The organism is Chromatium okenii (genome assembly GCF_016583745.1).
Taxonomy (GTDB): Bacteria; Pseudomonadota; Gammaproteobacteria; order Chromatiales; family Chromatiaceae; genus Chromatium; species Chromatium okenii.
The window spans coordinates 23,248-45,000 of the sequence record NZ_NRRQ01000013.1 but is presented as its reverse complement, the minus strand read 5'-3'; the positions used below and the strand labels follow the sequence as shown (position 1 = coordinate 45,000).

At 54.0% G+C, this 21,753-nt stretch carries 14 protein-coding genes and 2 rRNA genes (1 of these 16 only partly in view); 12 read left to right on the top strand and 4 right to left on the bottom strand.

The window, feature by feature from the left end:
* The 8 genes from CKO12_RS06900 to folC form a co-directional block, all read left to right on the top strand.
* A 23S ribosomal RNA gene (locus CKO12_RS06900) occupies nt 1-1,947 on the top strand (it extends 944 nt beyond the left edge of the window).
* An 88-nt stretch (nt 1,948-2,035) separates the two neighbouring features.
* Nucleotides 2,036-2,151 (top strand): 5S ribosomal RNA (gene rrf, locus CKO12_RS06895).
* Between the two features lie 211 nt (nt 2,152-2,362).
* The gene (locus CKO12_RS06890) at nt 2,363-2,956 is read left to right on the top strand and encodes a YolA family protein (RefSeq protein ID WP_200154010.1); all 594 of its coding nucleotides are present in this window, start codon (nt 2,363-2,365) and stop codon (nt 2,954-2,956) included.
* An 83-nt stretch (nt 2,957-3,039) separates the two neighbouring features.
* The gene (locus tag CKO12_RS06885; RefSeq protein ID WP_200154009.1) at nt 3,040-3,492 is read left to right on the top strand and encodes a hypothetical protein; all 453 of its coding nucleotides are present in this window, start codon (nt 3,040-3,042) and stop codon (nt 3,490-3,492) included.
* Nucleotides 3,493-3,680: 188 nt separating this feature from the next.
* Nucleotides 3,681-3,959: a BrnT family toxin gene (locus CKO12_RS06880; RefSeq protein ID WP_200154008.1), complete on the top strand. Its 279-nt coding sequence runs from the start codon at nt 3,681-3,683 to the stop codon at nt 3,957-3,959.
* Nucleotide 3,960: 1 nt separating this feature from the next.
* Entirely contained in the window at nt 3,961-4,236 is a 276-nt protein-coding gene (locus CKO12_RS06875) for a hypothetical protein (protein ID WP_200154007.1), read from the top strand.
* A 258-nt stretch (nt 4,237-4,494) separates the two neighbouring features.
* On the top strand, nt 4,495-4,785 hold the full coding sequence (locus CKO12_RS06870; protein WP_200154006.1) for a hypothetical protein: 291 nt from the start codon (nt 4,495-4,497) through the stop codon (nt 4,783-4,785).
* 11 nt (nt 4,786-4,796) lie between these two features.
* Nucleotides 4,797-6,104: a bifunctional tetrahydrofolate synthase/dihydrofolate synthase gene (gene folC, locus CKO12_RS06865; RefSeq protein ID WP_200154005.1), complete on the top strand. Its 1,308-nt coding sequence runs from the start codon at nt 4,797-4,799 to the stop codon at nt 6,102-6,104.
* Between the two features lie 16 nt (nt 6,105-6,120).
* On the opposite strand, the gene CKO12_RS06860 is transcribed toward folC, so the two are convergent.
* On the bottom strand, nt 6,121-6,450 hold the full coding sequence (locus tag CKO12_RS06860) for a S24 family peptidase (protein ID WP_200154004.1): 330 nt from the start codon (nt 6,448-6,450) through the stop codon (nt 6,121-6,123).
* A gap of 3 nt (nt 6,451-6,453) precedes the next feature.
* Nucleotides 6,454-9,753 carry a GH36-type glycosyl hydrolase domain-containing protein gene (locus CKO12_RS06855; protein WP_200154003.1) on the bottom strand — a complete coding sequence of 1,100 codons (3,300 nt, stop codon included), beginning with the start codon at nt 9,751-9,753 and terminating at the stop codon, nt 6,454-6,456.
* 338 nt (nt 9,754-10,091) lie between these two features.
* Here CKO12_RS06855 and CKO12_RS06850 point away from each other — a divergent pair, with 338 nt between their 5' ends.
* Both CKO12_RS06850 and CKO12_RS06845 read left to right on the top strand, forming a co-directional pair.
* A complete protein-coding gene (locus CKO12_RS06850; protein WP_200154002.1) occupies nt 10,092-13,523 on the top strand; it encodes a sensor domain-containing diguanylate cyclase in 3,432 nt (1,143 codons plus the stop codon).
* A gap of 84 nt (nt 13,524-13,607) precedes the next feature.
* Nucleotides 13,608-16,499, top strand: a complete 2,892-nt coding sequence (locus CKO12_RS06845; protein ID WP_200154001.1) for a PAS domain-containing protein — start codon at nt 13,608-13,610, stop codon at nt 16,497-16,499.
* A 25-nt stretch (nt 16,500-16,524) separates the two neighbouring features.
* On the opposite strand, the gene prfA is transcribed toward CKO12_RS06845, so the two are convergent.
* Together prfA and hemA are read right to left on the bottom strand one after the other, a co-directional pair.
* Nucleotides 16,525-17,607: a peptide chain release factor 1 gene (gene prfA, locus CKO12_RS06840; protein ID WP_200154000.1), complete on the bottom strand. Its 1,083-nt coding sequence runs from the start codon at nt 17,605-17,607 to the stop codon at nt 16,525-16,527.
* Nucleotides 17,604-18,881, bottom strand: coding sequence for a glutamyl-tRNA reductase (gene hemA / locus CKO12_RS06835; protein ID WP_200153999.1), 1,278 nt, complete (start codon nt 18,879-18,881; stop codon nt 17,604-17,606). Before hemA ends, prfA begins: the two co-directional genes overlap by 4 nt.
* 211 nt (nt 18,882-19,092) lie before the next feature.
* On the opposite strand from hemA, the gene CKO12_RS06830 reads away from it, so the two are divergent.
* Nucleotides 19,093-20,883, top strand: coding sequence for a tetratricopeptide repeat protein (locus CKO12_RS06830; protein ID WP_200153998.1), 1,791 nt, complete (start codon nt 19,093-19,095; stop codon nt 20,881-20,883).
* Entirely contained in the window at nt 20,880-21,737 is an 858-nt protein-coding gene (ispE, locus tag CKO12_RS06825; protein WP_200153997.1) for a 4-(cytidine 5'-diphospho)-2-C-methyl-D-erythritol kinase, read from the top strand. Before CKO12_RS06830 ends, ispE begins: the two co-directional genes overlap by 4 nt.
* Nucleotides 21,738-21,753 lie beyond the last annotated feature (16 nt).

Genomic DNA, 21,753 nt, shown 5'->3' with positions numbered 1-21,753 from the left:
GCTAACGTCCGTCGTCAAAAGGGCAACAACCCAGACCGCCAGCTAAGGTCCCTAAATCATGGCTCAGTGGGAAACGATGTGGGAAGGCTCAGACAGCCAGGAGGTTGGCTTAGAAGCAGCCATCCTTTAAAGAAAGCGTAATAGCTCACTGGTCGAGTCGGCCTGCGCGGAAGATGTAACGGGGCTCAAGCCATGTACCGAAGCTGCGGATGCGTGTTTACACGCATGGTAGGGGAGCGTTCTGTAAGCCGTTGAAGGTGCATTGTAAAGTGTGCTGGAGGTATCAGAAGTGCGAATGCTGACATAAGTAACGACAAGGGGGGTGAGAGTCCCCCCCGCCGAAAGCCCAAGGTTTCCTGCGCAACGTTCATCGGCGCAGGGTGAGTCGGCCCCTAAGGTGAGGCTGAAAAGCGTAATCGATGGGAAACAGGTTAATATTCCTGTACCAGGTCAGACTGCGATGGGGTGACGGAGAAGGCTAGATCAGCCGGGCGTTGGTTGTCCCGGTCCAAGCAGGTAGGCAGAATCCTTAGGCAAATCCGGGGATTCAATGCCGAGATGTGATGACGAGTGTCTACGGACATGAAGTGATTGATGCCACGCTTCCAAGAAAAGCCTCTCAGCATCAGGTCTGATGTGACCGTACCCCAAACCGACACAGGTGGGCTGGGTGAGAATCCCAAGGCGCTTGAGAGAACTCGGGTGAAGGAACTAGGCAAAATGGTACCGTAACTTCGGGAGAAGGTACGCCCTAAGTAAGTGAAATCCCTCGCGGATGGAGCTGAACAGGGTTGCAATAAAATGGCCGCTGCGACTGTTTATTAAAAACACAGCACTCTGCCAACGCGTAAGCGGACGTATAGGGTGTGACGCCTGCCCGGTGCCGGAAGGTTAATTGATGGGGTTAGCCGCGAGGTGAAGCTCTTGATCGAAGCCCCGGTAAACGGCGGCCGTAACTATAACGGTCCTAAGGTAGCGAAATTCCTTGTCGGGTAAGTTCCGACCTGCACGAATGGCGTAACGATGGCGGCACTGTCTCCACCCGAGACTCAGTGAAATTGAATTCTCGGTTAAGATGCCGAGTTCCCGCGGCTAGACGGAAAGACCCCGTGAACCTTTACTATAGCTTTGCACTGGACGTTGAACCGACTTGTGTAGGATAGGTGGGAGGCTGTGAAGCGTGGACGCCAGTTCGCGTGGAGCCATCCTTGAAATACCACCCTGGTTTGTTTGACGTTCTAACCTCGCTCCATGATCTGGAGTAGGGACCGTGCATGGTGGGTAGTTTGACTGGGGCGGTCTCCTCCCAAAGCGTAACGGAGGAGCACGAAGGTACCCTCAGCGCGGTCGGAAATCGCGCATTGAGTGCAAAGGCATAAGGGTGCTTGACTGCGAGACAGACACGTCGAGCAGGTACGAAAGTAGGTCTTAGTGATCCGGTGGTTCTGTATGGAAGGGCCATCGCTCAACGGATAAAAGGTACTCCGGGGATAACAGGCTGATACCGCCCAAGAGTTCATATCGACGGCGGTGTTTGGCACCTCGATGTCGGCTCATCACATCCTGGGGCTGAAGTCGGTCCCAAGGGTATGGCTGTTCGCCATTTAAAGTGGTACGCGAGCTGGGTTTAGAACGTCGTGAGACAGTTCGGTCCCTATCTGCCGTGGGCGTTGGAGACTTGAGGGAAGCTGCTCCTAGTACGAGAGGACCGGAGTGGACGTACCCCTGGTGTTCCGGTTGTTTCGCCAGAAGCATTGCCGGGTAGCTATGTACGGACGGGATAACCGCTGAAAGCATCTAAGCGGGAAGCCCCTCCCAAGATGAGGTCTCCCTGGGCACTTGATGCCCCTGAAGGTTCGTTGAAGACTACAACGTTGATAGGTCGGGTGTGGAAGTCCAGTAATGGATGCAGCTAACCGATACTAATTGACCGTGCGGCTTGACCATATAACACCCAAGTGCGTTGTTTTTTGTCTGTTTAATGAAACGATTACGCCAAATTTCGATAGCTTTTAATCCGCTATCACCCGCTTTCCCTGGCGGCTATAGATCACTGGAACCACCTGATCCCATCCCGAACTCAGTCGTGAAACGGTGACTCGCCGATGCTAGTGTGGGGTCTCCCCATGTGAATGTAGGTTACTGCCAGGGTCTTAATCCAAAACCCCCGCTTCTTTATTGAAGCGGGGGTTTTCTTTTGTGGTGGTTGGGATTAGTATTTGGGTGTATTTTGCGCTAAAGAAAATGCTGATTTATTCGATCAGTGTGATTGCTAGTAAAATCAGCGTATGCTTAACAAACACTTGAGAGCGTATCCACAATTTTATTTGGGTACATGTGACAACGAACTTTTGGAGTTTTTATGAACAAGAAATTTAGAGAGTCGCTATTTTTGTCACTGGCGGTGCTTTTCAGCGTGCATGTTTATGCGCAACAGAGTGAAAGCGATAAACAAGGACCACCGGTGGTATTGAGCGAAATCCAGTTTGCACCACTTGAAGGCGGCAACAGCGATCTATTACCAGCCGAAGTAACGGATTCTCTCACGCAGACTGACTCGCAACGAGCACCAGCACCACCGTTGACCCAAGTGTACATCCCAGCGGTCGGATCCTCCAATTGCGATTGGGAATACATGACCAGCGTTGGTCAAAACTCGACCGTCTGCAATCACGGCGGAGTACAGCTCAGAGTCGTAGTTCAAGAAATTGGCTATGGTGGTGCTGGAATTGCTTGGATGAATGGGAACCTGCTACCCAGTTCAGCCAAATACTTTACTCAATCCATTTGTGTTGTGGGCGGCTCTTATGTTTTTCCTTGTCCCGCCGGATACACAATTGTTGGGTGGATGAAGTATTACAACCTCGATGGCTACCAGAGTGGCACGTTTAAATATCAGAATACGTCACTCAATTCGCCCTGGAACACCATGTTCACACAAATCTACATACAGTAGTGGGCTTTTACCTTTTAGTTAAAAGAACTAGTATATTTTCATCCTGTTAATTTGGACACTACTCTACAAACGAGATTATTTTTATGAAGATTGATAGTAGAATGAGTCCTCTAGTCAGTGATCGCGCACAAACTACAAATGCATCTGCCCGCACTAATTATTCAGCATCGTTCGCCACTACTCTAAATGAGAAACTTCTGGAAGCTACTAGTACTAGAGATGTTAGCTCCGCCCCGATCGAAAAGTACGATTTTTCGAATATGACCCCGATAAAGTTTCGAGAAACTATCAATGTTCTAATCAGTAGAGGGCAAATGGATCTTGATGAGACCACACCGCTGATCGGAATGATGCCTTTTCCGCTGTCCAAGGTAAATTGTGACGGCACTTTACCTGCAGGTTTCGATCAACCAGTTGATTTCTTGGCTAAAATTCAATATGCAATCAAAGAAACTCTATCACGCAATGATAGGCAAGGCGCAGAAGGTCTACGGATAGCTGGCAACGCCTTATTACGTTTTCACCAAGCAATGTAGCAGCGTAGGTTGGGTTGCCGCTTTTGGCAACCCAACAACTAGCAACATTGAACCACGCACTCATTCTGCAACATCGTACCAACGGCATCTCTTAACCTTTTCGTTATACCTATCATTTCCGAACCAAAACCAACGATATAAAACACAGCATCAGATTTGATGTGCTGAAAAAAGGCACACAATAATACATGAAGCCATTTCGCTGGAACACAGAAAAAAACAAGTTACTCAAGGAAGAAAGAGGAATTAGCTTTGAACATATAACTATATCAATAGAAAATGGCGGTTTACTGGATGTTCTCAAACATCCAAATACAGAAAAATATCCAAACCAAAAAATTTTAGTTGTTGAACATGATGGCTACGTTTACTTGGTTCCTTTCGTTGAGGAAGATGAATATTACTTTTTAAAAACAGTGATACCAAGCAGGAAAGCAACAAGAGATTATCTCAGTAAAGGTGACTGACATGGAAAACATTGATATTGTTGAAGCAGAAATTCTAAAATCCTTTGAAAAAGGAGAGTTTCAATCAGTTGTCAGTAAAATAGAATTAGAAAAATTTAAAGCGGCTGCACGCGCAACTGCAATTAAAGATCAACGTGTAAACATTAGACTTTCTTTAGGCGATTTGAAAGACATTCAAGTCAGAGCTTTAGAAGAAGGCATACCTTATGAAACACTAATTGCAAGCGTTCTACATAAGTACGTTACAGGAAAACTTGTAGATGTAAATGAGGTGTAATTTTCCGTTGCACCTGCAAACCACAAAGCCAGCGGTTTTGCAGGTGAATTTTTACGTTAGGCATAAAGCCTGAGCTGCTTTTAGCGCAACCCAACATTTAATCAACTGGTTTAATACTCGTATGGTTAAAAGATATTGAAAGTGAGTTGAGCTGGCAAAAAACCTTACAAACATCACAAGAAAACAAATTTTTGTTGAAATTAGCGCAGAACGCTTTATCCCAGTCGGCGCGAGGAGAAACATTGATAAAGGGTTTCGATGAAATCTGAACTTAATCCAGAGTTTTTGCAGAAGTTCCGTAGTTTTCCAGAGCGAGTCAAGCAAGTTGCTAGAAAAAACTATTGCTTATGTGTCAGGAACCCAACATCAGCAATCAACCACCTAAACGGCGCAACGCTTAATCAGGTTCTTCAATTGGAATTCGCCCGCTCTGTTTTAGCGCCTTTGATAGAACAACGCATGAGACAGCGCCAACAAATTCAGTTACCCTCTAATCAAGCAGTGATTAAAACAACCGGAACGATTATTGAACGGTTGGCGGTGATTTGAGGAGTTATCAGTTGTCAGTTGTCAGTTATCAGTTATTCAGCAGTGAACATGTACCTCGCTTTGACACGCTCGCGGCGTGGTTGGAGTGGCAAACCACGCTATTTCCTAGCGCCATCGCGCTCGGTTTGACGCGAGTGGCGGCAGTGTGGACGCGCTTACATCCGCTGCCGCTGCCATTTCCGGTCATCGTCGTTGGCGGCACCAACGGCAAAGGCTCGTGTGTGGCGATGCTCGAAGCCATCGCGCAAGCCGCCGGGTATCGCACCCTCAGTTACACCTCGCCGCATTTGCTGCATTACAACGAGCGCATCCGCCGCGATGGCGCAGCGGTCAGCGATGCCGCGCTGTGCGCAGCGTTTGCGCAGATTGACCACGCTCGCGGCGACATTCCGTTGACCTATTTTGAATTTGGCACGTTGGCGGCGCTCGTGCTCGCCGCGACCACAGCGCCCGATCTGGCAATTTTGGAAGTCGGACTCGGCGGACGGCTTGACGCAGTCAATGTGATTGATGCCGATGTCGCCGTCGTTACCTCCATCGGACGCGATCACACTGCGTGGCTTGGCGAATCGCTGGACGAGATCGCGCTGGAAAAAGCGGGCATTTTCCGCGCCGGTCGCCCAGCGATCATCGGTCAGCGCAATGCACCAGCCGGCTTGCGGGAAACGGCAGAACGGTTGGGCGCAGTGGTGCAGCAATTGGGGCGCGAATTTGACCACCTGCCCGCCGACAACAATTGGTGCTGGCGCTGTAGCAACGGCGACCGCTTGTCCTTGCCGGTACCGACGCTGCGCGGCTTGTTTCAACGCGATAACGCCGCCGCCGCCGTCGCCGCCTTGACCAGTCTGCGCGAGCGGCTGCCGATCCCACTCAACGCGATTCGGCTCGGTTTGCAACGCGCACAATTGCCGGGGCGCTTTCAAGTGTTTCCCGGCACGCCGACCTGGATTCTCGACGTGGCGCACAACGGCGCTGCGGCAGCAGCGTTGGCAAACAATCTGCGGGACTTTCACTGCGGCGGACGGCTGTATGCCGTGCTGGCGGTCTTGGCGGACAAGGAACCGGAGGCAATCGTCGCCCCGCTGGTGCCGTATGTGGCGCAGTGGTTTTTAGCGCAGAGCGACGATGCGCGGGCGCTGCCGGTGACTGAATTGGCAGCGCGGGTGAGTGGTGTGCTGGCGCGACCGGCAGCCGGTTGTTTCCCTGATTTGGACAGCGCCTTAGCCGCTGCGACGGCAGCGGCAGATCAGGCGCAAGATGCGATTTTAGTTGTGGGTTCATTCACAACGGTGAGCAAACAATTGGCAGCATTGAGTTGAACAAGGCAATAATCAATTATTGATAATGCTTAATCTGCCGCCGGATATTGCGCTGAATAATAACGCCCAGCACCGCCCATTTCACACCAGTTAGCGCAATTGCAGGATAGAGCGGATTGAGCGCAATTAACCGCTCATTGCCGTTTTCATCTTTGCTGTATTGGCGAAACCAGCGCACATTCTCCACTTCAGCAAACACATAATCTTGATGTTTGCATACATCCGTCGGGCGAATAATCACAATGCACTGATCGGGAAATTCCGGCTCCATCTCATTCCCCAACACCTGCAACGCATAGGGTTCATGCAAACTGCAATCCGCAAAATCTGAATTCTGGTCGGTCATTATTTAACCCAATTGAATTGTAATTTGATATTCACCGCTACTCGCCGGCAATTGCACTCGCGCCACTCCATCATTCACCGCAATAAAGCCCCCCTTGGGAAAAGGGGGGTTGGGGGGATTTAACCACGCCCCAATCACGCGCCCCGCGCCAGCGCCATTCTTGATTTCAATCGTACAAATCGTTTGATTATCCGGCAGCCGATAAATGACGCGATAACCCGACCATTCCGTCGGAATACAGGGCGCAATCACCAGCGTCCGCCCATTTTCAATCGTGATTCCCAGCACTGCCTCCAGCGCCACTCGCGCCCACCACCCCGCCGAGCCGGTGTACCAACTCCAGCCGCCGCGCCCGATGTGCGGCTCTGCGCCGTAAACATCCGCCGCCAGCGCATACGGTTCGAGCCGATACCGCGCCACCGCTGCCGGCGTCGCGGTGTGGCTGACCGGACTGAGCATTGCCAACAATCGCGCAGCCCGCTCGCGCCGTCCCAATTTTGCCAGCGCCAGCACCGCCCAACATGCGGCATGAGTGTATTGCCCGCCGTTTTCGCGCACGCCAGCGACATAACCTTTGATGTAGCCGGGGTCTTGCGGCGTGTCGATAAACGGCGGCGTGAGCAAACGAATCAAGCCATTGTCCTCATCAACCAACTGCGTCTCCAGCGCATCCAGCGCCAGCTCGGCGCGATCCGCCGGAACTGCGCCCGAAATCACCGCCCACGCCTGCGCCAGCGCATCAATCCGACATTCGGCATTGTCCGCCGAACCCAGCGCCAGCCCATCATCGTCATAAGCGCGGCGATACCAAGCGCCATCCCAGCCGCTGGTTGCGAGAGCTGCGGCCAACGCGGTTTGATGCGCGGAATAACGCGCCACTGCCGCCTGATCGCCTCGCGCTGCGCACAGCGGGATGAAATCGCCGAGGATGCGACACAGAAAAAAGCCCATCCACACGCTTTCGCCGCGTCCCTCGCGCCCGATCCGGTTCATCCCGTCATTCCAATCGCCGGTGCCCATCAATGGCAAACCGTGAGCGCCGACCGCCAGCGACCGCTCCAGCGTCCGGCAGCAATGCTCATATAAATCAGCGACTTCACCGCTCGGCTGCGGCTGCAAATAGGCTTCATCTTCACCGGGCGCGAGCAGCGGCGCAGTCAGAAATGGGATCATCTCGTCGAGAATCGCGGCATCGCCGGTGACGCGGACATAGTGCGCAGTGACGAATGGCAGCCACAGCAGATCATCCGCAAACCGCGTGCGCAGCCCGCGTCCAATCGGCGCGGGATGCCACCAATGCAGCACATCGCCCTCCACGAATTGCTGCGCGGCGTGCAGCAAAATCTGCTGGCGCGTCAATTCGGGACGCATGGCAACCAGCGCCGCTGCGTCCTGCAACTGATCCCGATAACCGAATGCACCGCCGGACTGATACAGCGCCGACCGCGCCCAAATCCGGCAGCCGAGATTTTGATAAGTGATCCAGCCGTTGAGCATCAAATCAATGGCTGGCTCCGGCGTTTGCACCTGAATCCGCGTCACCATATCGCGCCAAAACTCCTGCGCCGAGGCGAGCGCCGCCGCGATTGCTGGCGCGTCCAGACACTGCGCCAGCACCGCCGTCAACTCCGCCTCACTCATCACCTCGCCGAATAACCAGACCACCGTCGCCGTCTGCGCAGGCGCGAGGGTGAAACTGAGCTGCTGCGCCAAACACGGATCAAGCCCGCTGCCGGTGCGGTTATCGAGCTGCGCGTTCGGCTCCAGCGCGGCTGGCGCAGTCAAATCACGGTGACGCCCGATAAACGTGAGCCGGTCGCCGCTGTGCGCCTGCGCTTCAATTTCCGCGCCAAACAGCCGCGCTGCCGCAAACACAATGCCGCCCGCAAAATCACCAGCTTGCAGATTGACGGCAGTCAAAACGTCGCGCTCGGCGTCGTGCGCAGTGACGATGGCGCTGTCGGTTTGCGGCTGATTGCCCATGACCAGCCGCTGATAACTGAACGCCGAGAGCTGGCGCGGCACGTCGCCGGTGTTGGTGAGCTGGAGTCGGAGCACGCGCAGCGGCGCGTCGCGGAGCACAAAAACGGTCGCCTCCTGCGCCAGCGCGTTGAAATCACAGTGAAAAGTGGAATAACCGAAGCCGTGCCGGGTGTGATACGCCGCTGGCGCTGGGCACGGTGCAGGCAACGGCGACCACGCCGCGCCGCTCGCCGCATCGCGCAAATAAAACGCCTCGCTGGGCGGGTCGCTAACCGGATCATTTGCCCACGGCGTCAAGCGATTGGCTTGGCTATTGCGCGACCAGGTATAGCCAGCGCCGGTTTCGCTAATCAATAGCCCAAACTGCGGATTTGCAATCACGTTAATCCACGGCAACGGCGGGCGCTGTAATTCGCTGCCATTCCAAAGTAATTCAATGCTGTATTCAGTGCCATCGGGACTAAATTGTCCACAATGATTAGCAACATTTTCACTTTTATTAACAGCACAATCGGGAGGATTTTGCGCAGAAAAAGGAATATATGCCAGCGCAGTGTCGCGTTCCATTGCTGCGCCAGTGATAAAGGTTAATTCAACCGTTGCGCCCGGCGCTAATTCAACCACCGTGCGCAGTGCCAAGATCGGATCAAGTACATTGCCCAGCGTTCCTGTTAATGGCGCAGCGTCAGTTAATGCCAATGGATTGGCAACCGTGCGCCCGCGTCCAATAAATGCCATGCGGTCGGTTTCCCATTCACTCGCCACCGCACCAACTAATCCATGCACCAACCAAGGCCATTGCTCATGCGCAGCGCGAGGTCGCCGCCGCGCGAATAATGCGCCCGTCATGGGATCGCGCTCAGTTTGAATAAATAACTTTGCAAATGCCGGATGCGCCGCATCGCCATCAGGATGAAATAACACCACTTCTAAATAACTGGTTAATTCAATTCGACGCGGGCGCGAGGTGCGATTGATGAGCGTGAGTTGGCGCAATTCCCGATTGACTGCGGAATCAACGGTCAATGTCATTTGTGCGGCAATTCCGAAATCTTCGCGCTCCAAGCGGAATGCGTCATCAGTGCAGCCAGTGGAATAGTGCGCGGGAGTCATGCGGATTGGTTGATAACCCAGCGACCACACATCACCCAAATCAAGATCGCGCAGATAAATGATGCTGCCGAGATCATCTTGAATGGCATCATTACGCCAGCGCGTGAGCGCAATCCAATCCAATGCGGAATAACCCGCGCCGCTGGCAGTGATTGCCACGCGATAATGACCATTGGTCAGGATATGTAAAGCAGTGGTATCAGTCATGGGCGGCAACCAGTGATTAAATTTATCAATAAATGATGAACCGGACACAGCAAATTGTCACGCTGTTATTTTGGTATCGACGCTGTTGTTACTCTGTTTGAATAGCACCTCGGCGCCAACGGTTTGAACAAGCGCATTCGCTGACGGCAACTATAGCGCAGCAGCCAGCAAGTTATCCATACACCGAACACGATTCAGGGAGTATCATTGATGCTGCACTGGCTGAATGATTGTAACTGTTTATTTAGAGTGTTGCCATTGATTCAGCATTATCAAAGGGAAATATCTGACTTGAAAGATCAGCTCAGTTTCGCGCACAGTTTTAGGAGCAAAAACAGATGATCTGGTCGTCTGCTTCACCGACTGATAATAAACCAACTCGCCACCTGTTTTTACCACTGCCCTTGCGGATACAACTGGGGCTGGCAGTTGGAGTATTCCTACTGGTCATGCTATTGCCGGTATTTATTATTGAAGACCTCCACAGTTATTTGCCGTTACATAATTTGCTGGAGGCGCTATCTATTGCCGCCGCCTTGATGATTTTTACCGTTGGTTGGTTTTCCTTTGGGCATATTCGCAGCGCCCATGTACAGCTTATTGCCTGTGCTTTTTTTGCTGCGGCGACTCTCGATTTTGCACAAACGCTCTCTTATCCCGGAATGCCAGATGTCATTGCTACCAACGACTTAATGCAAGCAATGAATTTCTGGCTACCCGCCCGTTTTATTGCCGCATTGGCACTCTTAACCGCAGCGGGATTGCCTGCACAAATCATATTAACGCATCGTCAACGCGCTGCGTTACTCATTACAACGATGCTGTTCATTGGCATATTGCTATTGATGGGATTTGTATTTCCAGAAACTGCGCCTCAAAGTTTTACGACAAATACATTAAATGTTCCCGAAATTACAGCATTTAAGCTCGGCGCTGAAAGTTTGGTGATGCTATTTCAGGGTATGGCATTGGCATTGCTAATCAGAAATTGGCGGCGCAAACGCGATGGCTTTCATGCTTTATTGATAAGCGGATTATTGATTTTGCTGCTGGGTGAATTCAGCTTAATGCAGCACTTTATCTTTGCTGATTTGAATAATTTACTCGGTCATATTTATAAAACTTGGGGCACAGGTTTGGTGTTTTGGGCGGTATATGCTGAAGCCATGACTGAACCTTACGAGCGGCTGCGTCAATCCGAGCAACAATTGACCGCCAGCGAAGCGCAGACCAAAACACTGCTACAAGAAAATCGGATATTACTGGATAACGCTTTTGTGGGCATCTTTTTTGTAAAAGATCGCCGCTTTATTCGCGTTAATCGTGGTGCTGAACTGTTATTTGGTTACGCACACGGTGAAATGAATGATGTTTCGACTGAGATTATTTATCCGAATTATGCCGAGTTTTTAGCATTGGGTCAGCGGGCATATTCAACGATTAATCGCGGTGAACTTTTTAATGGCGAAGTAGAACTGAAACGCAAGGATGGCACTTGTTTTTGGGGTTTGATGCGTGCTCAGGCACTCATACCCAATCAAATAGGAGAAGGCTCCATTTGGATTATAGAAGATGCCACTGAGCGCCGCGCAACGCGCCAAGCATTAGAAGATGCTGCTGGACTGTATCGCGCAATTTTCGAGAGTCGGCATTTAATCAAAATTTTAATTGATCCTAATAACGGACGTATTCTCGATGCGAATCAAGCTGCCGCCGAGTTTTATGGTCAATCTCGCGCCATGTTGCGACAAAGCTATGCTTGGGATTTTAGCGTTACTCCGCGTGAAGTATTGCAGAAATTATTTGCCACGATTAGTACCGAACCAACGGCACTCATCACCACTAAAACTGCGTGGCATCGCCGCGCTAATGGCGAATTGTGTGAAGTAGAAATTCATATTGACCAACTGATTCGCACTCATCAGCATTTATTATTAGCCACCGTCCTTGATTTGACCGACCGCAAAGCCGCTGAAACGGCGCTGCGCGATAGTGAAGAACGTCACCGTTCTGCATTAGCAGCATTAGCAGAAGGGGTAGCAGTGTATAACTGCGAAGGCACTCTCATTACAAGCAATCCGGCGGCTGCTCGTATTCTGGGTTTATTCCCAACGGAATATCAGGAACGCGCTATTGATGATGGGCAATGGCGAATTATTCGGGCGGATGGCAGCGCCTTTCGCAGCACGGAATGGCCTTCAGTGGTGACGCTGCGGACTGGTATGGCGCAGCGCGATATAGAAATGGGCATTGTTAAACCAAATCACGACATTACTTGGTTATTGGTGAGCAGCGAACCCATTCGTAATACGGAAAGTGGAGCAGTGCAAGCCGTCGCGGTTTCTTTTGCGGATATTACTGAACGCAAACGCAATGAAGCGGCACTTGCGCACAGTGAAGCGCGGTTTCGTATTCTCTTTACCAAGTCAAAAGTCATCAAGCTGTTAATTGATCCTCTTAGCGGCGAAATCGTTGATGCCAATAATGCTGCCAGCGATTATTACGGCTATTCAATTGCGCAACTGCATCGCATGAAAATTTATGACATCAATATACTTTCTCCAGAACAGCTTGCGCAAGAAATGCTGTTAGCACAACAGGAACAGCGGTCAGTATTTCATTTTCAACATCGCCTCGCTAATGGCGAAGTGCGCGAAGTGGAAGTGCATTCCAGCCCATTACATTTGGAAGATCGTTTATTGCTCCATTCCGTCATTCACGATATTACTGACCGGCGACAGGCGGAAGCAGCATTGCGGCTGAGTTTGGAAGAAATCCAACGCCATGATGCGCAAATGATGACGTTAAATCGCTTAAATGAATGGCTGATGTCATGCGAGAAGCGCAGTGAGGCGTATGCAGTGGTTGAACGCGGCGCTCGCCAATTGTTTGTGGGTTATAACGGCGGATTGGCAATCCGCGATGATCATCAACCTACGCAATTAAATTGCGTCGCTACTTGGGGTGAAAATCATGGATTGCCATCCCAATTTTTATTTGACGATTGTTGGGCAGTGCGACGCGGTGAATGCCACGCAGTCATTGATGATTCTTCTGTCACGCAGTGTCATCATTTTACGCATTCGCCACCGCGCAGTTATTTTTGTGCATCGCTTAGTGTACGCGGTGAAACGCTCGGCTTATTACATCTCAATACGATGGAAACGCTCACAACTGCGCAGTGTCGTGAATTACAAACTTTATTGATGACGGTGAGTGAAGCAATTAAATTGTCGTTGGCAAATATCCAATTACAGGAACGGCTGCGCGAGCAGGCGATGCGTGATCGTTTGACGGGATTATTTAATCGCCGTTATTTGGATGAAACCTTGCCGCGTGAACTCAATCGCTGCCAGCGACGCGGCGAATCATTAGCAGCAGCAATGCTTGATGTCGATCATTTCAAACGCTTTAATGATAGTTATGGTCACGATGCGGGAGATGCAGTATTGCAAGCCATTGGTCAATTATTGCGGGACACGGTGCGAGCGAGTGATCTGGCGTGTCGCTATGGCGGCGAAGAATTGACGTTGGTATTGCCCAACACGACGCTTGAACATGCGCAGCACCGCTTAGAAAAACTGCGCTGTGCAATTATGCAGTTGCGGGTATTTCACGACGGCGGGGAATTACCGGCGATTACGGTTTCTATTGGTGTTGCTGTGACCAATGAATTGGGCGTTGGCGCGACTGCGTTGTTAAAACAAGCGGATGCAGCGTTGTATCGGGCGAAAGAAGGGGGGCGAAATCGGGTGGTGGCTGCGGGATAGCATTAGATTGTATTGCAACTATTTGTCGATGTGTATTGAATAACGGCAATTGTTATTTTTAACTTTAGTAGAGCGCATGAAACCATGACTGATTATTTTATAAATCCCGCGCTGCCCGATTTGAATCAATGCGAGGCGGAGCCGATTCAAATCCCCGGTTCTATTCAACCACACGGCGTTTTATTGGCGTTATATGGCGCAACGCTGCGCATTACGCAGGTGTCGGATAATTGCCAAACATGGCTGGGCATCGCGCCAAGTGCATTATTGGAACAGGAATTGGCGACGGTATTGGGTGAAGCGTTGGCAAATGCGGTGCATTTCGCATTGGTGCGGGATCACGAACAACCCGCTGCGCCAGCAGCATTTCATTGGCAAGCGCCGTCTGGAATACAACTGTTTAATGGACATATTCATCACGCGGATGCGTTGACGATTTTGGAATTAGAACCGGTATTGGCGGAGGCGCAGTGTCTGCGCGACATTTTGATTCATGCGGTGCGCGGATTTGAGGCGCTGCAACAAAAAGCGGATTTGCCCGTTCGTCTCCAAACCGCTGCCGCGTTATTTCGCCAACTCACCGGCTATGACCGCGTGATGATTTATCGCCTCGACGCCGACGATTGGCACGGCGAGGTGCTGGCGGAAGCGCGACGCGCCGATCTTGAGCCGTATCTGGGTTTGCATTTTCCCGCTTCCGACATTCCGGCGCAGGCGCGAGAACTGTATTTGCGCAGCCCCACGCGGGTGATTGTGGATATTGATTACATGGCTTCGCCGCTGGTGCCGGTGCTGAATCCAATCACCGCGCAGCCGCTGGATTTATCGCTGAGTCAGTTGCGCAGCGTCTCGCCGGTGCATCTGGAATATCTGCGCAACATGGGCGTGCGGGCGACGCTGACGGCATCGCTGTTAAACGCGGGGCAACTGTGGGGTTTGATCGCCTGTCATCACATGACGCCGCGCCAATTATCGGGCGATGTGCGCGAAGTTGTGGCGTGGATGGCGCGAGATTTATCTCACCAAATCATGCTGTTAGAAGAACAGCAGCGCCAGCGGCACACTGCGCAACTCAAGCACTGCCGCGATCACATTATTGGCGCGATGCGCGATGGGCGGCGGTTGGCGGAATTGCTGCAAGCGCCGGATTTAACGATGGTTTTAGGCGCGGTGGCTGCCGATGGAGTGGCGGTAATTCACAATGGCAAGGTCAGCACCGGCGGCGTCACGCCAGCGCCGGCGCAGATTCTCGATCTCGTCAACCGTTTGACTGCCCAGCACGGCACGGCAGCCGATCCGTTGTTTGCGACCGCTTGCCTGAGCGCCGAGCTGGACGGCGTCGAGCAGCTCGTCGATAGCGCCGCTGGCGTGGTGATATTGCCGTTGGACGCTGCGCAGCCGCTCAAATTGATGTGGTTTCGGGATGAGCAACTGCGGCATATCACTTGGGGCGGCAATCCCGACAAGGCGATAAACGTCGAACCCGATGGGCGCATCAGTCCGCGCCAATCGTTTGCGGCATGGCGTCAAACCGTCAAAGCCCACAGTCGGCGCTGGAGTCGGATCGAATTGGAGTCGGCGCGAGAACTCGGCGCTCTGCTTGATATTGAATGGCGGCGCGTGGCGGAAGAGGCGCAGCGGGCGCAGGAAGGGTTGCTCAAAGATGTGTTGAATTCATTAACGGCGCACATTGCCGTGCTTGACCACCGTGGCGTGATTGTGTTGGTCAACGCCAATTGGCAGCGGTTTGCGGATGAAAATGGCGGCGATGTGAGCTGCCAGCCCGGCACGAATTATCTGACGGTCTGCAATCGCGTGGTGTCTGGTCAGGACGGCGTGGAAGCGCAGGCGGCGCTGCACGGTATCCAGCAGGTGATGGCGCGGATGCAGGACACCTTTAATCTGATTTATCCCTGTGATTCGCCGACCGAGCAACGCTGGTTTGAAATGCGGGTGCTGCCGCTGAGTGGTCAGCAATTGGGCGCGGTGATTGCGCATGAAGACATCACGACGCGAATGCTGGCGCAACGGGCGTTGCAGGCGAGTGAACAACGCTTGCAGCGGGTGTTGGATGGTGCCAACGATGGTTTTTGGGATTGGAATGTCGCCACCGGCGAGCAGCAGGTCAATCGGCGCTGGGCGGAAATGCTGGGCTATGCGCTGGACGAAATTGCGCCGTCGGTAACAAGCTGGGAACAGCGCGTGCATCCTGATGATTTGCCTGCCTGTTTGGCGGCAGTGCAGGCGCATTTTTCTGGCGTAACGCCTTATTACCAAAGTGAACATCGCTTGCGCAGCAAAGACGGCGGCTGGTGCTGGATTCTGGCGCGGGGACGAGTGACGGCGCGGGATGCGAAAGGACAACCGACGTGGATGGCGGGCACGCACACCGACATCACCGTACGGCGCGTGATGGAAGAGCAACTGAACGTCAGTCTCGCCGAGTTGAAGCGTCACGACGCGCAGATGAGCGCCCTCAATCACATGAACGATCTGCTGCTGTCGTGCCTGACCCGTGAAGAGGCATATCCGATTATCGCGCAGGGCGCAGCGGCGCTGTTTGCCGACATGTTCGGAACGCTGGCGGTGATCGCTGATGACGACGCAGCCAAAGAGGATTTGCGCTGCGTTGCCGTGTGGGGCAATGCCGCAGACTGGTTGCCGTCAACTTTTTCGCCGCACGAATGCTGGGCGCTGCGGCGCGGCAAATTGCACGAAGTCTCCGCCGACGGCGATGCGCTGGCCTGTCAGCATTTCCTCGATCAAACGCCGCCAACGTTTTTCTGTGTGCCGCTGACCGTGCGCGGCACGACGCTGGGTTTGCTGCACATCGGCAGTCACACGGCGCTGGATGCCAACCGGTTTCGAGAATTGCGCACCCTCGCCATTGCCGTGAGTGAATCAATCAAGCTGGCGCTGTCCAATTTGCAATTCCAAGAAACGCTGCGCAATTTGCCAAAAGCGCAGAATGAATAGCCGCATTTGCGCTGGCGTATTCGCTTTAATTCGTTCCCATCACCGCCGCTAATTGCGCACTGCGGTATTCTGCCAACAGCGGTTCAATCACTTGATCCAGTTGCCCCGTCATCACTTCATCGAGCTTGTATAACGTCAAGTTAATCCGATGATCGGTTAAACGATTTTGCGGAAAGTTATACGTCCGAATCCGCTCGGAACGGTCGCCGCTGCCGACTTGCAAGCGGCGCGATTCCGATTGTTCTGATGCCGCACTATCGCGGGCGCTCGCTAATAACTTGGCATGAAGTAATGACATCGCCCGCGCTCGATTTTTATGTTGCGAGCGTTCATCTTGACATTCCACCACCATTCCCGATGGCAGATGCGTAATGCGAATTGCCGAATCGGTTTTATTCACATGCTGACCGCCCGCACCAGAAGCGCGATAAGTATCAATGCGCAAATCATTGGGATTGATGTCAATCGCATCAATTGCATCGACTTCTGGCAATACGGCGACGGTACACGCCGAGGTGTGGACGCGCCCTTGTGCCTCGGTTTCCGGCACCCGCTGCACCCGATGCGCTCCCGGCTCGAATTTCAAGCGCGAAAACACGCCGCTGCCGCTGATGCGGATCACGACCTCTTTATAACCGCCTAATTCGCCAAGACTTTCTGAAACCTGCTCGGTGCGCCAGCCCACCAGTTCGGCATAACGGACGTACATCCGCAGCAAATCCGCCGCAAACAACGCCGCTTCAGCGCCGCCGGTGCCAGCGCGGATTTCCAAAAAGCTGTTGCATTGGTCATTGGGATCAGGCGGGATCAGCAACTGCTGCAATTCCGGTTCTAACGCCGAGCGCTGCGCCTCCGCCGCCGCCATTTCCTCCCGCGCCAGCGCCGCCAGTTCAGGATCGCTCAACATCTCCTCGGCAGCCGCCAGCTCGCGCTCGGTGTCCAAATAGCGGTGATAGCAGTCCATCAACGGCTCAAGCTGCGCGTATTCGCGCCCCAAATCCCGATAGCGATTTTGATCCGCCAGCGTGTCGGCTTCCGCCAACAGCGCCATCACCTCACTGAATCGCTCGGCGATCCGCTCCAGCTTGTTCCGAATCGATGGATTCATGGCGCGGGCGACGTGCTGCGCGTCAAATCAAGTTGGAACAGCTCATTGGCGGCTTCGAGGATGTCCGCGTCGCCATCCCGCGCTGCCTGCCGCAGACGCGAACTCGGCGCGTGGAGCAGTTTGTTGGTGAGCGTGTGGGCGAGAAAACTCAACACTTCCGCTGGCGCTTTGCCGGCGTCGAGCTGGCGCTGGGCGCGAGACAGCACTTCGTCGCGCAAATCCTCAGCGCGTTGGCGGTAATCCTGAATCAAGCCAGCCGCGTCGAGCGAGCGCAGCCATGCCATAAATTCGCCCGAATGAAAGGCGATGATTTCCTCAGCTTGCGCGGCAGCCGCTTGCCGCGAGCGCAGACCTTCGTCAATCACGCCCTGCAAATCGTCGATGGTGTACAGATACACGTCCGCCAACTCGCCCACTTCCGGCTCAATGTCACGCGGGACGGCGATGTCCACCATAAAAATCGGGCGATGTTTGCGCTTCTTCAGCGCCCGCTCCACCGTGCCCTTGCCGAGCACCGGCAGCGGGCTGGCGGTGGAGGCGATCACGATGTCAGCCTCCGGCAGGTGATTGCCGATTTCCGCCAATGAAATGGCAAAACCATCGAATTGCGCGGCGAGATCGTGGGCGCGTTCCACCGTGCGATTGGCGACGATGATCCGCCCCACGCCGTTGTGGTGCAGATGCCGCGCCGCCAATTCGATGGTCTCGCCCGCACCGATCAGCAACGCCGTCTGCTGCGACAAATCACTGAAAATCTGCCGCGCTAAATTGACCGCTGCAAACGCGACCGACACGGGACTGTTGCCAATCGCCGTCTCGGTGCGCACGGTTTTGGCGACCGAGAAGGCGTGTTGAAACAGCCGCCCCAGTAATTTGCCGGTGGCGGTGCAATCGGTCGCGGTCTGATACGCGGTTTTGACTTGACCGAGAATCTGCGGCTCGCCGAGCACCAGCGAATCCAGCCCGCTCGACACGCGCAGCAGATGCACGACGGCATCCCGGTCGGTGTGGGCGTACAAAAACGGGTTCATGCGCTCAAATTCCACGCCATGAAAACCGCTCAACCAGTGGCGAATGCTGTCTTCTACGCCGTCATCCGTCGCGCAATACAGCTCGGTGCGGTTGCAAGTGGACAGGATCACGCCCTCGCGGACGCCCGCGCACTTGGTCAGATCGCGCAGTGCGCCAGCGATGATGTCGGGGCCAAAGGCGATGCGCTCCCGAATGTCAATGGGAGCAGTTTTATGGTTGAGTCCGAGAACGAGCAGCTTCATGGTGAATATCTGTCTCAGCAAAAATGGAAATTGAAGGAATGCGCCGCAAAATGCGCGGTGAAAATTGGGAAAAAGCGCCGTAATGCTAACAACTTTTGCGCTTAAAAAATTATCCGGTTGCAGCGGGCGCAGTGTCAAAATAGCGCAGCGGTGTTCGCAGCGACGCTGCCGTCACCATCTTTTTTCCGACACGTTTTGCGGATTCACAGTCATGCACTTTTTAGCTCCTTTTTTCTCGCGCACGGCATTAACCGCTGCGCTGTGCGTGTCCGGCACCGTGCTGGCGCGTCCGCAGCCGCCAGTCGCGCCAGCTCCGCCTGCACCAACGCCAGCGGCACCACCGCCAGCACCGGTCGCCAACGCCGGTCTGAATGCCGAGCAGGTGTACGCCATTTTGGTCGGTGAAATCGCCCGTCGGCGCGGGGTGCTGCCGATTGCGTTCACCCATTATTTGCAAGCAGCCCAGCTCACGCGGGTACCCAAGATGGCGGAGTTGGCGGTGCAAACGGCGATCAATGATGACGATTACGCAGCGGCCGCTACGGCGATGCAACTGTGGTTAGACATCACGCCAAACTCGCGTGCGGCGCAGCAGATTGCGGCGTTGCTGCGGGTTCATGCCAACGATCAGGAGGGTGCGTTATTGCATCTGGTGCGGATGGTGGAATTGACAGAAGGTGCGGATGAGTCGGTGTATGACGCGGCAGCGGCAGTGGCGGGGCGGGCGACGACGCCAGAATTGCAACTGCGGTTGATGCGAGCACTGGTGGATCGCTTTGCCACCAGCGCCGATGCTTATCAAGCCTTGGCGACCTTGGCGGCGAAGAATTCCGATTTTGCGGCAGCAGAACGGGCGACACGGCGGGCGCTGGAGCTGCGCCCGGATTGGAATAAATCGCGCTTGTTTTTAGTGCGGGTGTTGCTGTCACAACAGCGTCGTGCTGAGGCGCGGCAATTGTTGGAGCAGTTTATTCAGCGCAGCCCGGACGATCAGGCGCTGCGGATGTTGTATGGGCAGTTTTTGGTGGAGGAAAAGGAGTTCAGCACGGCGCGGGCGATGTTTGTGCAACTGTTGACGACGCAGCCGCAACACGCTGATGCGCTGTTTGCAGCGGCGATTTTGTCGTTACAGCTCGATGATTTGGAGGGAGCCAAGCAGTATTTCACGCGCTTGTTTGAAACCGGCGAGCGACGGGATGAGGCGGCGTTTTATCTGGGGCAAACCGCAGAACAGACGAAAGATGCGACGGCGGCGCTGCGTTGGTACGCGGAAGTGGAGGACGCGCATGTGGTGGAGGCGCAAATGCGGATGGCGGTGCTGCGAGCGGATCGCGGTGAGATCGCGCCAGCGCGGGAAATTTTGCAGCGGTTGCGGCGGGCGTTGCCTGATGATGCGATTGACGCGATCAAGCTGACGCTGTTGGAGGCGGAACTGCTTGAAGATGACGGACAAAAAGAGGAGGCGCTGCGGGTTTTTAATGCGGCGCTGGCGCTGGCTCCAGATGATCAGGATTTGCTGTATGGGCGGGCGCTGTTGGCGGCGGAGCTGGAGCAGGTGGCGCTGGCGGAGCAGGATTTGCGCCGGATTCTCGCTGCGAATGCTGAACACGCGAATGCGTTGAATGCGTTGGGTTATATCTTAACTGAACACACGACGCGCTATGCCGAAGCGCGGGGCTACATTGAGCAAGCCAACGCGCTGACGCCGAATCAACCGGCGATTCTCGACAGTTTGGGCTGGGTGAATTATCGGCTGGGGCAGTTGGCGCTGGCGCGGAAGTATTTGCAGCAGGCGTTTGCGGCGTTCAATGACGGTGAAGTCGCAGCGCATCTTGGTGAGGTGTTGTGGGCGCTGAATCAGCGGGCGGAGGCGGAGGCGTTGTGGGCGGAGGCGCTCAAGACACATCCCGATCATGTTTATTTGCAGGCGACGGTGCAGCGGCATCGTGTGCTCAAAACGGAAGTCGCGCCGAAAACTGGCAAGGCGCAGGTGACGCAATGACGGCGCTTGATTTAGATGCGATGGCGTGGCCGGCTCCCGCTAAGTTGAATTTGATGCTGCGCGTTGTGGGGCGGCGTCCCAACGGCTATCACGCGCTGCAAACGGTGTTTCAATTTATCGACCGCTGCGACCGGCTGTGGTTTGACGTGCGCGACGATGGCGTGATTCGGCGTGTGACCGAGGTGGCGGACGTTGCGGCGGACAATGATTTGACGGTGCGGGCGGCGCTGGCGCTGCAACGGGCGACTGGCTGCACGCTCGGCGCGGATATTCGCTACGAGAAGATTTTGCCGATGGGCGGCGGTTTGGGCGGCGGCAGTTCGGATGCGGCGACGACGTTGGTGGCGCTCAATCATTTGTGGCGCACTGGTTTGGATGAGGAGGCGCTGGCGCGGCTGGCGCTGCCGCTGGGCGCGGATGTGCCGGTATTTGTGCGCGGACGGGCGGCGTGGGCGGAAGGTGTGGGCGAGCAGTTGACGCCAATTGAGCTGCCAGAACCTTGGTATTTAGTGATTGTGCCGAAATGTCATGTGGCGACGGGCGCAGTTTTTTCACATCCGCAATTGACACGCGATTCTAATCCCATCAAACTTGCCGACTTTCTACGCGGGGACATCGCCAACGATTGTTTAAGCGTTGTGCGTCATGAATATCCGCCGGTTGCTGTGGCATTAGATTGGTTACATCAGCGGGGAAATGGTCGATTAACTGGAACGGGTTGTTGTGTTTTTGCAGAATTTGCAACGCAGCAGCAAGCATTAACGGTTTATCAACAATGTCCCGCAGCTTGGCAAAGTTTTATTGCCAAAGGATTAAATCAATCGCCGCTGGCGCTAATGAAAACCGCTGGTTAATTCAATCCAGCACAAG